The 13,890-nt window shown below is 70.0% G+C and carries 10 protein-coding genes; 4 read left to right on the top strand and 6 right to left on the bottom strand.

What is annotated here, in order from left to right; translation table 11 throughout:
* The first annotated feature begins 46 nt into the window (after positions 1-46).
* Positions 47-2,311 carry an ATP-dependent RecD-like DNA helicase gene (locus tag OG272_RS17715; RefSeq protein ID WP_405894007.1) on the top strand — a complete coding sequence of 755 codons (2,265 nt, stop codon included), beginning with the start codon at positions 47-49 and terminating at the stop codon, positions 2,309-2,311.
* 297 nt (positions 2,312-2,608) lie between these two features.
* Positions 2,609-3,898, top strand: a complete 1,290-nt coding sequence (locus tag OG272_RS17710) for a citrate synthase (RefSeq protein ID WP_326582698.1) — start codon at positions 2,609-2,611, stop codon at positions 3,896-3,898.
* 776 nt (positions 3,899-4,674) lie between these two features.
* Here the strand turns inward: OG272_RS17710 and OG272_RS17705 are convergent.
* The 3 genes from OG272_RS17705 to OG272_RS17695 form a co-directional block, all read right to left on the bottom strand.
* A complete protein-coding gene (locus OG272_RS17705) occupies positions 4,675-6,981 on the bottom strand; it encodes a heavy metal translocating P-type ATPase (RefSeq protein WP_405894006.1) in 2,307 nt (768 codons plus the stop codon).
* Between the two features lie 35 nt (positions 6,982-7,016).
* On the bottom strand, positions 7,017-7,256 hold the full coding sequence (locus tag OG272_RS17700) for a heavy-metal-associated domain-containing protein (RefSeq protein WP_326582700.1): 240 nt from the start codon (positions 7,254-7,256) through the stop codon (positions 7,017-7,019).
* A 198-nt stretch (positions 7,257-7,454) separates the two neighbouring features.
* Entirely contained in the window at positions 7,455-8,138 is a 684-nt protein-coding gene (locus tag OG272_RS17695; RefSeq protein WP_405894004.1) for a TetR/AcrR family transcriptional regulator, read from the bottom strand.
* A gap of 173 nt (positions 8,139-8,311) precedes the next feature.
* On the opposite strand from OG272_RS17695, the gene OG272_RS17690 reads away from it, so the two are divergent.
* Together OG272_RS17690 and OG272_RS17685 are read left to right on the top strand one after the other, a co-directional pair.
* Complete coding sequence (locus tag OG272_RS17690) at positions 8,312-10,597, top strand: MMPL family transporter (RefSeq protein WP_405894003.1); 2,286 nt, start codon at positions 8,312-8,314, stop codon at positions 10,595-10,597.
* A gap of 54 nt (positions 10,598-10,651) precedes the next feature.
* Positions 10,652-11,695, top strand: coding sequence for a zinc-dependent alcohol dehydrogenase family protein (locus OG272_RS17685; protein ID WP_405894002.1), 1,044 nt, complete (start codon positions 10,652-10,654; stop codon positions 11,693-11,695).
* On the opposite strand, the gene OG272_RS17680 is transcribed toward OG272_RS17685, so the two are convergent.
* From OG272_RS17680 to OG272_RS17670, 3 genes are all read right to left on the bottom strand, one after another.
* Complete coding sequence (locus OG272_RS17680) at positions 11,676-12,293, bottom strand: GNAT family N-acetyltransferase (protein ID WP_405894001.1); 618 nt, start codon at positions 12,291-12,293, stop codon at positions 11,676-11,678. The genes OG272_RS17685 and OG272_RS17680 overlap by 20 nt on opposite strands.
* A 74-nt stretch (positions 12,294-12,367) precedes the next feature.
* Positions 12,368-12,568 carry a MarR family transcriptional regulator gene (locus OG272_RS17675; protein ID WP_326582705.1) on the bottom strand — a complete coding sequence of 67 codons (201 nt, stop codon included), beginning with the start codon at positions 12,566-12,568 and terminating at the stop codon, positions 12,368-12,370.
* Positions 12,569-12,902: 334 nt separating this feature from the next.
* Complete coding sequence (locus OG272_RS17670) at positions 12,903-13,820, bottom strand: sugar phosphate isomerase/epimerase family protein (protein WP_405894000.1); 918 nt, start codon at positions 13,818-13,820, stop codon at positions 12,903-12,905.
* Positions 13,821-13,890: the final 70 nt, after the last annotated feature.

Genomic DNA, 13,890 nt, shown 5'->3' with positions numbered 1-13,890 from the left:
AGGTCGGTGGATCCGCGCTGTCGGACCTCACCGGTACCGTCGGATCATGGCTCAACAGGCGGGGAACCCCCCGGGCGAACAGCGGCTCGCCGTACTCGAAGGCGTACTCGAACGCATCACGTACGCCAACGAGGACAACGGCTACACGGTCGCGCGCGTGGACACCGGCCGAGGCGGTGGCGACCTCCTCGCCGTCGTCGGTGCCCTGCTGGGCGCCCAGGTCGGCGAGTCCCTGCGCCTGGAGGGCCGTTGGGGCTCGCACCCGCAGTACGGGAAGCAGTTCACCGTCGAGAACTACACGACCGTCCTCCCGGCCACCGTCCAGGGCATCCGCCGCTACCTCGGCTCCGGTCTGGTCAAGGGCATCGGCCCGATCTTCGCCGACCGCATCACCCAGCACTTCGGCCTGGACACCCTCCAGATCATCGAGGAGGAGCCGGGGCGCCTCATCGAGGTCCCCGGCCTCGGCCCCAAGCGCACCAAGAAGATCGCCGACGCCTGGGAGGAGCAGAAGGCGATCAAGGAGGTCATGCTCTTCCTCCAGACGGTGGAGGTGTCGACGTCCATCGCGGTGCGCATCTACAAGAAGTACGGCGACGCGTCGATCGGGGTCGTGAAGAACCAGCCGTACCGCCTCGCCTCCGACGTCTGGGGCATCGGCTTCCTCACCGCCGACAAGATCGCCCAGTCCGTCGGCATCCCCCACGACAGCCCGGAGCGCGTCAAGGCGGGCCTGCAGTACGCCCTTTCACAGGCCACCGACCAGGGCAACTGCTACCTGCCGGAGGAGCGGCTGATCGCCGACGCGGTCAAGCTCCTCCAGGTCGACACGGGCCTGGTCATCGAGTGCCTGGCCGAACTCGCCCTGCCGGACGAGGACTCCGGTGAACCCGGCGTCGTACGGGAGAAGGTCCCCGGCCAGAACGGCGAGCACGACGACCCGGTCACCGCGATCTACCTGGTCCCCTTCCACCGCGCCGAACTCTCCCTCTCCGCACAGCTGTTGCGCCTCCTGCGTACGGCCGAGGACCGCATGCCCGGCTTCCACGACGTGGCCTGGGACAAGGCACTGGCCTGGCTGAGGGGGCGTACGGGCACGGAGCTGGCCCCCGAGCAGGAGGCGGCCGTGCGCCTCGCGCTGACGAAGAAGGTGGCCGTCCTCACCGGCGGTCCCGGCTGCGGCAAGTCCTTCACGGTCCGCTCGATCGTGGAGCTGGCCCGCGCCAAGAAGGCGAAGGTCGTGCTGGCCGCCCCCACCGGCCGTGCCGCCAAGCGCCTCGCCGAGCTGACCGGCGCCGACGCCTCCACCGTCCACCGCCTGCTGGAGCTGAAGCCCGGCGGCGACGCGGCCTACGACAAGGACCGTCCCCTGGACGCCGACCTGGTGGTCGTCGACGAGGCCTCCATGCTGGACCTCCTGCTGGCCAACAAGCTGGTGAAGGCGGTGCCTCCGGGGGCGCACATCCTCTTCGTCGGGGACGTCGACCAGCTCCCCAGCGTCGGCGCGGGCGAGGTCCTGCGGGACCTGCTGGCCGACGGCAGCCCGATTCCGGCGGTCCGGCTCACCAAGGTCTTCCGCCAGGCCCAGCAGTCCGGCGTGGTGACCAACGCGCACCGGATCAACTCCGGGCACCACCCGGTCACCGACGGCATGAAGGACTTCTTCCTCTTCGTCGAGGACGACACGGAGGAGGCCGGGCGGCTCACGGTGGATGTGGCGGCCCGTCGTATTCCGGCCAAGTTCGGGCTCGACCCGCGCCGGGACGTCCAGGTGCTGGCGCCCATGCACCGGGGCCCGGCCGGCGCGGGCAACCTCAACGGACTGCTCCAGCAGGCGATCACCCCCGCCCGCCCCGACCTGACCGAGAAGCGGTTCGGCGGCCGGGTCTTCCGCGTCGGCGACAAGGTCACCCAGATTCGCAACAACTACGAGAAGGGGGAGAACGGCGTCTTCAACGGCACCGTCGGCGTCGTCACCGCACTCGACCCGGTCGACCAGCGGCTGACGGTCCTGACGGACGAGGACGAGGAGGTGGCGTACGAGTTCGACGAACTGGACGAGCTGGCGCACGCCTACGCGGTGACGATCCACCGGTCCCAGGGCAGCGAGTACCCGGCCGTGGTCATCCCGGTCACCACCGGAGCCTGGATGATGCTTCAGCGCAACCTTTTGTATACGGCGGTGACCAGGGCGAAGAAGCTGGTCGTCCTCGTCGGCTCCCGCAAGGCGATAGGCCAGGCGGTCCGTACGGTCTCCGCGGGCCGACGGTGCACGGCCCTCGACTACCGGCTCGCCCCGCGGCCGCTGTGAGGAGCGGGACGAGGACTGCGGTGAGACCGTGGTGAGGGCTGGGGTGAGGACCGCTTGCGTACCTCTCGTGAAGGCCTGTCGCCCCGTGAGTGAAATTTGATCGATCAAACGAGTCGTAAAGGTCACACAGCCCTTCCAGATGGCGGACGGAGGGGGCAGGATGAGCAAGTTGGCGGCACTCAGTGCCGCCGATGGGCCCGATGGTCGACCCCGAGTGCACTCTCCTGAGCCAATTGGGGGATGGTAGAGACAGTCAGGGCACCTCAAGGATGAGGCACTACGTCGGTGAGGGATGACGTGAGCGACAACTCTGTAGTACTGCGGTACGGCGACGGCGAGTACACCTACCCGGTGATCGACAGCACCGTCGGCGACAAGGGCTTCGACATCGGGAAGCTCCGGGCCCAGACCGGTCTGGTCACCCTGGACAGCGGTTACGGCAACACCGCTGCCTATAAATCCGCCGTCACCTATCTCGACGGCGAGCAGGGCATCCTTCGGTACCGCGGCTACCCGATCGAGCAGCTGGCCGAGCGCTCCACCTTCCTTGAGGTGGCGTACCTGCTCATCAACGGCGAGCTTCCGACCGTCGACGAGCTCGCCACCTTCCAGGGCGAGATCACGCAGCACACCCTGCTGCACGAGGACGTGAAGAACTTCTACCGGGGCTTCCCCCGGGACGCCCACCCGATGGCGATGCTGTCCTCCGTGGTCAGCGCCCTGTCGACGTTCTACCAGGACAGCCACAACCCGTTCGACGAGCGGCAGCGGAACCTCTCCACGATCCGCCTGCTCGCCAAGCTGCCCACCATCGCGGCGTACGCGTACAAGAAGTCGATCGGTCACCCGTTCGTCTACCCGCGCAACGACCTCGGTTACGTCGAGAACTTCCTGCGCATGACCTTCTCGGTCCCGGCCCAGGAGTACGACCTCGACCCGGTCGTCGTCTCCGCGCTCGACAAGCTGCTGATCCTGCACGCGGACCACGAGCAGAACTGTTCGACCTCCACGGTCCGCCTGGTCGGCTCGTCGCAGGCGAACATGTTCGCCTCGATCTCCGCCGGCATCTCCGCGCTCTGGGGCCCGCTGCACGGCGGCGCCAACCAGTCCGTCCTGGAGATGCTGGAGGGCATCAAGCAGAACGGCGGCGACGTCGACTCCTTCATCCGCAAGGTGAAGAACAAGGAGGACGGCGTCCGCCTGATGGGCTTCGGCCACCGGGTGTACAAGTCCTTCGACCCGCGCGCCAAGATCATCAAGGCTGCCGCGCACGACGTCCTCTCGGCCCTCGGCAAGTCCGACGAGCTGCTGGACATCGCGCTGAAGCTGGAGGAGCACGCGCTCTCCGACGACTACTTCGTCTCGCGCAACCTCTACCCGAACGTGGACTTCTACACGGGTCTGATCTACCGCGCCATGGGCTTCCCGACCGAGATGTTCACGGTCCTCTTCGCCCTCGGCCGCCTCCCGGGCTGGATCGCCCAGTGGCACGAGATGATCAAGGAGCCGGGCTCCCGCATCGGCCGCCCGCGCCAGATCTACACGGGCGTCGTCGAGCGCGACTTCGTCCCGGTCGAGGCTCGCTGAGCCGAGTACGCGTAGCAAAAGGGGCCCGTCCGGAGAGCCGTCCGTACGGGCCCACTGCTGTGCCCCTTGCTTTGCCCCACTGAGGTCAGCTGCTTGGCCCTCGCAGAAGCTGGGGCCCACTGCTGGCCCCGCTGCAGAAGAGGGCGCCCTACGGCGAGTGAGCCGAAGGGGCGCGCCTGTGTCGGGACGGCGAACGCGCGCAGTGCCCGACGAAGGAGGGCCGAGCACGATCGCCGTCCCGACACAGGCTTTGGCGCCCCGGAGGCGAACCGAGCCCCAAAAAAATGGGAGAAGGCGCCCTGCAACGCTGGTCCCCCCACGGGCCGGCGAGCAGGGCGCCTTCCCATGTCCCGGTGCGGATTCCCCCCACGGGATCCGGCCGGGCGTCTGGTGGGCCAGCGCCTGAATCGCTGAGCTGAACGAGCAGAGCTCGTCCTACCTATGTGCGGTCTGCCGGGACGCGTACGTACGGGAGGGCCGCTCAAAGCTCCCCGGTGCACGTGCCCCGGCAACGCAGTTCCGGGAACGTCCCCCAAGACATCCCCAGATGTCAGTCACGCCCCCCAAGACGCTTCTGACATCGCCAACTTAGACTCACGAACCCCTTCGGTGGTTACGTTCACACCACTGTGATCCGCGTCTCTTGCCCTATGTCCTGAAGATGCGCAAGAGACGCGATTCGGTGATCGAGGCCCCAGCGTAAGGATGATGCGCGAGCCTTGTGAAGAGCTTATGTGAGCCTGCTTCCGGACTCTAGAGGGACTTTTGCCCGGCGGTCACGAAAATGTCCTGAGTCGCAAGCTGTTCGTTACCACAAAAACGGACGAAAAGGCCATAGCCGCCCCCGCGATCATCGGGTTGAGCAGTCCGGCGGCGGCCAGCGGCAGTGCCGCCAGGTTGTATCCGAAGGCCCAGGCCAGATTGCCCTTGATCGTGGACAGGGTCCGCCGCGACAGCCGGATGGCGTCGGCGGCCACCCGCAGGTCCCCACGCACCAGCGTCAGGTCACCCGCCTCGATCGCCGCGTCCGTCCCCGTGCCCAGGGCGAGCCCCAGGTCGGCCGTGGCCAGCGCGGCCGCGTCGTTGACCCCGTCGCCGACCATCGCGACGGTACGGCCCTCGCCCTGGAGCCGGCGGACGACGTCGACCTTGTCCTGCGGCAACACCTCGGCGATCACGTGCTCGGGGGAGATCCCGACCGCCGCGGCCACGGACCGGGCCACCCGCTCGTTGTCGCCGGTCAGCAGCATCGGTGTGAGCCCGAGTGCCCGCAGCCGCCGTACGGCCTCGGCGCTGGTCTCCTTGACCGCGTCGGCGACCGTGACGACACCGAGTGCCACACCGTCGCGGACGACCACGACCGCCGTGCGGCCCTCGTCCTCGGCGGCTTCCTTGGCGGCCTTCAGAGGCCCGGGGAGCGGCCCGTCGAGGACCCGGCCCGCCTGGACCTCGTAGCCCTCCACGAGGCCGCGTACGCCCCTTCCGGGGAGGTTCTCGAAACGCTCGACGGGCGGCAGCGCGCCGACGCGGTCCTCGGCGCCCGCGGCGATCGCCCGGCCCACCGGATGTTCGGAGGCGTGTTCGACGGCGCCCGCGAGTCGCAGGACTTCCTCCTCGGTGACCTGGGTGACCTGGGTGACCTGGGTGGCATCGGTGACGTCTCCGAGGGGGGCCTCGGCGACGTGGACCGTCTGGAGGGTCATCCGGCCGGTGGTGACCGTGCCGGTCTTGTCCAGGACGACCGTGTCGACGCGGCGCGTGGACTCCAGGACCTCGGGGCCCTTGATGAGGATGCCGAGCTGGGCGCCACGGCCGGTGCCGACCATCAGGGCGGTCGGGGTGGCGAGGCCGAGTGCGCACGGGCAGGCGATGATCAGCACCGCCACGGCCGCCGTGAAGGCGGCGGTGGTGTCCTCCGTGAGGCCGAGCCAGACGCCGAACGTGGCGACCGCGACCAGGATGACGACGGGGACGAACACCGCCGAGATCCGGTCGGCGAGCCGCTGCGCCTCCGCCTTGCCGTTCTGCGCGTCCTCCACCAGCCGTGCCATCCGGGCCAGCTGCGTGTCCGCGCCGATCCGGGTCGCCTCGACGACCAGGCGGCCCCCGGCGTTCACGGTCGCGCCCGTGACGGCGTCCCCGACGGTCACGTCCACCGGCACGGACTCGCCGGTCAGCATGGACGCGTCGACGGCGGAGGACCCCTCGACGACGGTCCCGTCGGAGGCGAACTTCTCCCCGGGCCGTACGACGAAACGGTCCCCGACGGCGAGCCGCCCCACCGGGACCCGCACCTCCCGCCCGTGGCGGAGCACCGAGACGTCCTTGGCGCCCAGCTTCAGCAACGCCTTGAGGGCGGCGCCCGCGCGACGCTTGGAGCGCGCCTCCAGATAGCGGCCGAGCAGGATGAACGCGACGACCCCGGCGGCCACCTCGAGATAGATCGTCGACGCGCCGGCCGTCCGGGAGACGGTGAACTCGAAGCCGTGCCGCATGCCCGGCATGCCCGCGTGCCCCCGGAAGAGGGCCCACAGGGACCAGCCGAAGGCGGCGAGCGTGCCGACCGAGACCAGCGTGTCCATCGTGGCCGCGCCGTGCCGGAGGTTGGTGAACGCGGCCCGGTGGAAGGGCAGCCCGCCCCACACGGCGACCGGCGCGGCGAGCGTCAGCGAGAGCCACTGCCAGTTGTCGAACTGCAGGGCGGGGACCATGGACATGAGGATCACGGGTGCCGCGAGCAGCGCCGAGACGGTGAGCCGCTGCCGCAGGGCGGCGAGCTCGGGGTCGGCCTCGTCCTCCGCCGCCGGTTCCGTCGCGGCCTCCGGGGGAGCCGGGGGTGGTGGCTCCTCGGCCGTGTAGCCCGTCTTCACCACGGTGGCGATCAGCTCGGCGACCTCCAGCCCCGCGGGGTAGGTGACCTTCGCCTTCTCCGTCGCGTAGTTCACCGAGGCGGTGACCCCGTCCAGGCGGTTGAGCTTCTTCTCGACACGGGCCGCGCAGGAGGCGCAGGTCATCCCGCCGATGGTCAGCTCGACCTCATGGACGGGCTCGCTCATGGGGCCTGCCGCGATGGTGCTCGTCATGTCCGTGCCCGTGACGTCCGTATCCGTGCCGGACCTCAGGCCCTGCCGACCAGCTCGAAGCCCGCCTCGTCGACGGCGGCGCGCACGGCCTCCTCGTCGAGCGGGGCGGCGGAGACCACGGTGACCTCGCCGGTGGAGGCGACGGCCTTCACGGAGGAGACACCGGCGATCTCGGTGATCTCGCCCGAAACGGCGCCTTCGCAGTGCCCGCAGCTCATGCCGCTCACCTTGTAGACGGCGGTGACGGAACCCTGGGTGTCGGTCTCGGTGGTCATGTCGTTGCTCCTCATCGGGGCGTGGGGGTTCGGGTAACCCTTCAAGACGTCCACCTTATACCCCCTAGGGGTATGAATCCAAGAGGGGTCCGGGCGGGGTGGTGGGGTGCCGGGGGCGTCAGGGGTGCGGCGGATTCCTGTGGAGGGGCGTGGTGGATTCCCTGCAGGCCCGGACTGGGCCGGGCCGGGCCGGCCCGGTCAGGGGGCCGGGGTCCGGAAGGTGTGCGAGGGGCCGGCGGCGAGACGGTCGCCCACCAGCGGTTCCAGATAGCGGAGCAGGACGTTCTTCAGCTCCTGGACGTACGCGTCGCGGTCGGCTCCCTCGCGGCCGAGCACCAGCTCCAGTCCCGCCTTGTACATGGCCACGCAGACGTGAGCGGTGCGCGTGATGTCGACGGCTGATGCGTCGAGGAGGGGTGCGAGCAGCGCCTCGACCCGTGTGACCAGGGTCGCGTGCAGTGCGTCGTGCTGTTCGGCGATCTGGCCGGGGACGTCGGGGCCGTGCATCAGTGTGAAGAACACCGGGTGTCGGCAGTTGAAGTCGATGAAACGGTCGACGGCGGCCGCGACCGCCTCCTCCAGCGGGGTGGCCGGGTCGACCGGGGCGAGCGCCTCCCCGTAGGCCTCCCGCATCTCCCGCATGAGCCGCTCGCCCAGCTCGATCGCGATCGCTTCCTTGTTCGGGAAGAACTGGTACAGCGTGCCCGGCGAGACCCCCGCCTCGCGGGCGATGGCGTTGGTGCTGGCGGCGGTGTACCCGGTCGAGGAGAACACGGAGGCCGCGGCCTCGAGGAGTTGGGCGATACGGCGCTCGCCGCGGGCCTGGCGGCGGCGCGGCTGCTCTCTCTCCTGGGCCTGTTCCTTCTCCTGGTGGGTGGGCACGCGGTTATCCCCAGCTTTCCGGACGTGATTGACAAACACGAGTCGGCGCTCGCATTCTGGTGAAACGCGAGCGACCTCTCGTGTTTGCCAGTGTATGGCTCGGCGCTCCGTGCTGCCCGGCTGCGTACAGCACGGATCAGAGTGACCGATCAGAGTGAAGGGGACACCGCACCATGACCGAAGTCAACCGGCCACCCCGAGTGGGAGGCTGGACCCGGTTCGTGACCGCCCGCCCCCGGCTCTCCCTGCTCGTCGCCCTGGTGCTCACCGCCCTCGCGGTCGTGGCGGGCAGCGATGTCGCCGACCGTCTCGGCAGCGGCGGCTGGGAGGACCCGGCCGCCCAGTCCACCTACGCGACGAAGGCCCTGGAGCGCGAGTTCCCCGGCTCCCAGCCGAACCTGCTGCTGCTGGTCGACGCGGGGAAGGCCTCGGTCGACGATCCGGCCGTCGCCGCAGAGGCGACGAAGCTGACCGAGCGGCTCACCGCCGAGAAGGGCGTCACGGGTGTCGGCTCCTACTGGCAGACCGGCGCCCCGACCCTGCGCGCGGAGGACGGCCACGAGGCACTGATAGCGGCCCGCCTCACCGGCGACGAAACGGCCGTGAACAAGACCCTGGACCGCATCGCGCCCGAGCTCCGCGGCACGCACGGCCCGGTCGAGGTCAAGGTCGGCGGCATCCTCGCCGTGCGCCACGAGATGCAGACGATCATCCAGGAGGACCTGCTGCGGGCCGAGATGATCGCCCTGCCGGTGACCCTCGTCCTGCTCGTCATGGTCTTCGGCAGCGCGGTCGCCGCCCTGCTGCCGCTGGGCGTGGGCATCGTCGCGATCCTCGGCACCAACGCGATCCTGCGCGGCCTCACCGAGGTCACCGACGTCTCGGTGTTCGCCCTGAACCTCACCACGGCCATGGGCCTGGGCCTCGCGATCGACTACGCCCTGTTCATCGTGCGCCGCTTCCGCGAGGAACTGGCCACGGGCGCCGACTCCCTGACGGCCGTCGCCACCACCCTCCGCACAGCCGGCCGCACGGTCCTCTTCTCCGCCCTCACGGTCGCCGTCTCCCTGGCCGCCATGATGGTCTTCCCGCAGTACTTCCTGAAGTCCTTCGCCTACGCGGGCATCGCGGTGGTCCTCCTGGCCGCGGCGGCGGCCCTGGTCCTCCTTCCCGCGGCCCTGGTCCTCCTGGGCGACCGCGTCAACGCCCTGGACCTGCGCAAGCTGTTCAGGCGCCGCAAGGCCACCGGGCCCCGGCCCGACTCCCCGGCCGTGGAGGAAGGCGCGGCCTGGGGCCGCACGGCAGCCCTCGTCATGCGCCGCGCCCCCTACTTCGCCATCGCCACGACAGCCGGCCTGGTCCTCCTCGGCCTCCCCTTCCTGGGCGTGAAGTTCGGCACGGCCGACGACCGCCAGCTCCCCTCGACCGCCGAGTCGCACGTCGTCCAACAGCACCTGCGCGAAGGCTTCCCGGGCACCCCCGGCGGCGGTCTGGAGGTGCTGGCGGAAGGAAGGGCGACGAAGACCGAGTACGCCGCCTACAAGGAGCGGATCGCCGACCTGCCGGACGTGCTCCGGGTGGAGGGCCCCCTGGTGAAGGGCGACTGGGCCTACTTCACCGTGCAGCCGAAGGGAGAGGCGGTCGACGAGGGCGCGCAACGCCTGGTGGACGACATCCGGGCGACGGACGCGCCCTTCGAGACCTCGGTGACGGGCACGGCGGCGGTCCTGGTCGACACGAAGGCGGCGATCGGGGACGGCCTCCCCTGGGCCCTCGCCTTCATAGCGATAGTCACCCTCATCCTGGTCTTCCTCCTCACCGGCAGCGTGCTGATCCCCCTCCAGGCGGTCCTCCTGAACGCCCTCAGCCTGACCGCGATGTTCGGCGCGCTGGTCTGGGTCTTCCAGGACGGCCACCTCTCCGGACTCCTCGCCTTCACCAGCCCGGGTTCCATAGAGACCACCCTCCCGGTCCTGATGTTCTGCGTGGCCTTCGGCCTCTCCATGGACTACGGCGTCTTCCTGCTCTCCCGCATCAAGGAGGAGTACGACCACACCGGCGACCACACGGCCTCCATCCGCTTCGGCCTCCAACGCACCGGCGGCCTCATCACCGCAGCCGCCGTCATCCTCGCCGTCGTCATGATCGCCATAGGCACCTCCCGAGTCACCAACACCAAGATGCTCGGCCTCGGCATAGCCCTGGCCGTTCTCATGGACGCCATGGTCGTCCGCAGCCTCCTGGTGCCGGCCGTCATGCGCCTGACGGGCCGCGCCACCTGGTGGGCACCGGCACCCCTGAGGAGGTTGCACGAGCGCTTCGGGCTGAGCGAGGGGGAGTCGACGCCGACGGCGAAGACCGCGGAGGCGACAAACACCGCTGACACCGCTGACGACACGGGAGCCACGGGAGCCATGGACAAGGAGAGCGACGGAGACAAGGTCGAGATCTCTGGCTAGCGTTCACTCCGGACGGGACTTCCGACCGGTCGGTGAGAGCGAGGGCGAAGACACATGCGCGCGGTGGTGTTCGAGCGATTCGGGGAGCCGGCCTCGGTGAAGGACGTCGCGGCTCCCACCCCCACCCCCCATGGAGTCGTCGTCCGGGTCGAAGCAACCGGTCTGTGCCGCAGCGACTGGCACGGCTGGCAGGGCCACGACCCGGACATCACCCTCCCGCACGTCCCCGGCCACGAACTCGCCGGAGTCGTCGAGGAGACCGGCGCGGCCGTGACCGGCTGGCACCCGGGCGACCGCGTCACCGTCCCGTTCGTGTGCGCCTGTGGCGGCTGCGCCTCCTGCGCGGCGGGCGACCAGCAGGTGTGCGAGCGCCAGACCCAGCCGGGCTTCACCCGCTGGGGCTCGTTCGCCCAGTACGTCGCCCTGGACCACGCCGACGTGAACCTGGTGGCGCTGCCGGACGAACTGTCGTACGGCACGGCGGCCTCGCTCGGCTGCCGCTTCGCCACGGCGTTCCGCGCGGTCGTCGCGCAGGGCCGTGTCGCGGCGGGGGAGTGGGTCGCGGTCCACGGCTGCGGCGGCGTCGGTCTCTCCGCCGTGATGATCGCGGCGGCCTCCGGCGCGCGGGTGATCGCCGTCGACGTCTCCCCGCAGGCCCTGGACCTGGCCCGCACGTTCGGTGCGGCGGAATGCGTGGACGCGTCGGCCGGGGCGGACACGGCCGCGGCGATACGCGACCTCACCGGCGGCGGCGCCCACCTCTCCCTCGACGCCCTCGGCTCCCCGGTCACCTGCGCGGCCTCCGTCAACGGCCTCCGCCGCCGGGGCCGCCACATCCAGGTGGGCCTGCTCCCGTCCCCGACGGGCACCACCCCCGTCCCCATGGCCCGCGCGATCGCCCTCGAACTCGAACTCCTGGGCAGCCACGGCATGGCCGCCCACGCCTACCCCGGGATGCTGGAGCTGGTCCGGGCGGGCGGCCTGCGACCGGACCTCCTGGTGACGTCGACGATCCCCCTGGACGCGGCCCCCGCCGCGCTCGCGGCGATGGGCACGGCACCCGGCAGCGGAGTGACGGTCATCGAGCCGTGGAGCTGACCCGCCCACCCTGCTCGTCCCGGCCGCCCCGCCCGCTGTCGGGCCTCCCGCGATGGGCGGCCCACTCCGGCGCGAGCACCGACATCCGTACGGCGTCGATCCACTCGCCGCCCTGCCACAGGGTCTGCCGCTCGACTCCCTCGGCCACGAACCCGACCTTCTCGTAGGCGCGCCGGGCCCGGGGGTTGTGGGTGAAGACGTACAACGACACGCGATGCAGTCCGAGCCGCTCGAAGGCATGGCCGACCGTCAGCCGCACGGCCTCCGTGCCCAGCCCCCGGTTCTGCCCGCCGGGCCCGATCAGGATCCGGAAGCAGCAGCTGCGGTTGGCCTCGTCCCACTCGTTCAGGACTGTCTCACCCACCAGCTCACCGCTCGCCCGGTCCACGATGCCGAGGTCGAGGCGATCGGTTTGGTCGTTGCGGCTGCCGTACCAGGAACGCAGCCGCTCCAGCCCGAACTCCTCGGTCGGACTGCCGGTGAGCCGTACGACCTCCGGGTCGGCCAGGATCCGCGCCATCACGGACGCGTCGGCCTCGGTGAACGGCCGCAGCACGGCCCTCTCGCCGGTGAGTACGGGTTTGTCCGAAAAACTCATCCCCGGATCCTGGACGGCGGAAGGATCCGGGGACAAACGAATAAACGCATGAGCGTGGCGCGGAGCGGAGCGGATCAGTCGACCTTGCGCCCCCGGTTGCCCGGTCTGGAGGCGACCCAGGCGCGGACGGTGTCGGCGTACCAGTAGGGCTTGCCGCCCTCCACGTGGTCGGGCTGCGGCAGCAGCCCGTGTTTGCGGTACGAGCGGACGGTGTCGGGCTGCACACGGATGTGCGCCGCGATGTCCTTGTACGACCAGAGGGGTCGGTCGGTCATGGGTGGCACCTCCCCGCGCGCACCACGGCGGCGGCCGGGAAGACCGTCGGGGGAGCCGGGCACTGCGCTGGCGATCACAAACCTGTGTCCGGTCAACGACGCTCGGTGACCATCGGGAAGCCCTGTGGGTCACGTGTGACGAAAGACCCGCATACACGTGACATACGTGACAGGAAGGTGACTTTTGTGACAGAGGTGATGAAATCAAGCACCGCTCAAGTGCCGCGCCCCTGAGGGGCGCGGGGAACTGCGCGACCAGCCACGAATCACCCGCGGTCTGCCGACGACCCGCAGTTCCCCGGCGCTTCTCAGCGCCCGGCTCTCAGCGGAGCGCTCACGCCCCGCAAGACCTCAAGAACGCCCGAGTGCGCTGGGCGATCGGCAGCGGAGTGTCCGGCGCGCAGGGATACATGTCCTGCTCGACGATCGCGAACAAATCGATGTCGAGCTTCGCGGCAGCGGCCAGCACCGGCCCCAGCTCGGGCACACCCTTCGGCGGCTCGCACATCACGCCCTTGGCCACGGCCGGCCCGAACGGGATCTCGTTGGCGCGGACGTCGGCCAGGATCTCGGGGTCGACCTGCTTGAGGTGCAGATACCCGATGCGCTCGCCGTACGTCTCGATCAGCTTGACGCTGTCGCCGCCGCAGTAGGCGTAGTGCCCGGTGTCGAGGCACAGCGACACCACCGAGGAGTCGGTGCCGTCCAGGAAGCGGACGACGTTCTCCTCGCTGTCGATGTGGGTGTCGGCGTGCGGGTGGACGACGATCTGGAGGCCGTACTTCTCCCGCACCTCCCGCCCGAGGCGCTCGGTCAGCTGGGTGAGGTGCCGCCACTGTTCGACGGTCAGCTCGCTGGGCTCCAGCACCTTGCCCGTCTTGTCGTCCCGCCAGAAGGACGGGATGACGACGAGGTGCCTGGCGCCCATGGCCTGCGCCAGGACCGCGTTGTCGGCCACGTGCGCCCAGGTCTTCTCCCAGACGTCCGGACCGTGGTGCAGCCCGGTGAAGACCGTGCCGGCCGACACTTTCAGGCCGCGTTTCGCCGTCTCCTCGGCGAGGATCGCCGGGTCGGTCGGCAGATAGCCGTACGGGCCCAGCTCGATCCACTCGTAGCCGGAAGCGGCGACCTCGTCGAGGAAGCGCTGCCAGGGGACCTGCTGGGGGTCGTCGGGGAACCAGACGCCCCAGGAGTCGGGCGCCGAGCCGACTCGGATGCGCGAGAGTGAGGACTGAGGTGACAACGACGTCATGGGAGTCAGCTTCAGTCCCGAAGCGGAAGGTGTCAATAGGTAGTCCGAATGTCTGGACAAAGTATTGACA

This window comes from Streptomyces sp. NBC_00104, from assembly GCF_045160825.1.
Taxonomy (GTDB): Bacteria; Actinomycetota; Actinomycetes; order Streptomycetales; family Streptomycetaceae; genus Streptomyces.
The sequence above is the reverse complement of the archived record's forward strand: the minus strand, read 5'-3'. Positions and strand labels throughout refer to the sequence as shown.

Coding starts and splice junctions, on each gene's coding strand:
- OG272_RS17690 (WP_405894003.1), top strand. CDS start 8,312: ATGACCGAAGTCAACCGGCCACCCCGAGTGGGAGGCTGGACCCGGTTC.
- OG272_RS17715 (WP_405894007.1), top strand. CDS start 47: ATGGCTCAACAGGCGGGGAACCCCCCGGGCGAACAGCGGCTCGCCGTA.
- OG272_RS17705 (WP_405894006.1), bottom strand. CDS start 6,981: ATGACGAGCACCATCGCGGCAGGCCCCATGAGCGAGCCCGTCCATGAG.
- OG272_RS17670 (WP_405894000.1), bottom strand. CDS start 13,820: ATGACGTCGTTGTCACCTCAGTCCTCACTCTCGCGCATCCGAGTCGGC.
- OG272_RS17680 (WP_405894001.1), bottom strand. CDS start 12,293: ATGAGTTTTTCGGACAAACCCGTACTCACCGGCGAGAGGGCCGTGCTG.
- OG272_RS17700 (WP_326582700.1), bottom strand. CDS start 7,256: ATGACCACCGAGACCGACACCCAGGGTTCCGTCACCGCCGTCTACAAG.
- OG272_RS17675 (WP_326582705.1), bottom strand. CDS start 12,568: ATGACCGACCGACCCCTCTGGTCGTACAAGGACATCGCGGCGCACATC.
- OG272_RS17685 (WP_405894002.1), top strand. CDS start 10,652: ATGCGCGCGGTGGTGTTCGAGCGATTCGGGGAGCCGGCCTCGGTGAAG.